This is a genomic window from Klebsiella sp. ME-303 (assembly GCF_007910085.1).
In the GTDB taxonomy this organism is placed as follows: Bacteria; Pseudomonadota; Gammaproteobacteria; order Enterobacterales; family Enterobacteriaceae; genus Klebsiella; species Klebsiella michiganensis.
Genome location: NZ_VOJB01000072.1, coordinates 193,404 through 194,096, shown reverse-complemented (window position 1 = coordinate 194,096; position 693 = coordinate 193,404). Strand labels below are relative to the sequence as shown.

The 693-nt window shown below is 62.5% G+C and carries 1 pseudogene; it reads right to left on the bottom strand.

Going from position 1 to position 693, the window contains the following annotated elements:
- Positions 1-693 (bottom strand): annotated as a pseudogene (locus FQK12_RS27645) (transketolase); the annotation flags it as partial.

The window sequence follows — 693 nt, the reverse complement described above, 5'->3', positions numbered from 1 at the left end:
AGCACGTAGCCGCCGCGGGCGACGTTCGCCAGCTGCTCTTCGGTACGCTCCTGCTGCGCCAGGTTCTGACGGGAGAGGATCAGCGCGGTCGGGCCGTCCTGACGCTCCACGCCGTATTTCCACGCAATGGCGGATTCCACCTGGTCGCACGGACGCCATGTGGACATGTTCGGAGTGACGCGCAGGGAAGCCACCTGCTCAACCGGCTGGTGCGTCGGGCCGTCTTCGCCCAGACCGATGGAGTCGTGAGTGTAGACCATCACCTGACGCTGCTTCATCAGCGCCGCCATACGTACCGCGTTACGCGCGTACTCGACGAACATCAGGAAGGTGGAGGTGTACGGCAGGAAACCGCCGTGCAGGGCGATACCGTTGGCAATCGCGGTCATACCGAATTCACGCACGCCGTAGTGGATATAGTTACCGGCAGCGTCTTCGTTGATGGCCTTAGAGCCGGACCACAGGGTCAGGTTACTTGGCGCCAGGTCAGCGGAGCCGCCGAGGAACTCAGGCAGCAGCGGGCCGAAGGCTTCAATGGCGTTCTGCGACGCTTTACGGCTGGCGATTTTCGCCGGGTTAGCCTGCAGCTTCGCGATGAATTCGTTCGCTTTCGCGTCGAAATCAGCCGGCATCTCGCCTTTCATACGGCGGGTAAACTCGGCGGCTTCCTGCGGGAAGGCTTTGGCGTAGGCA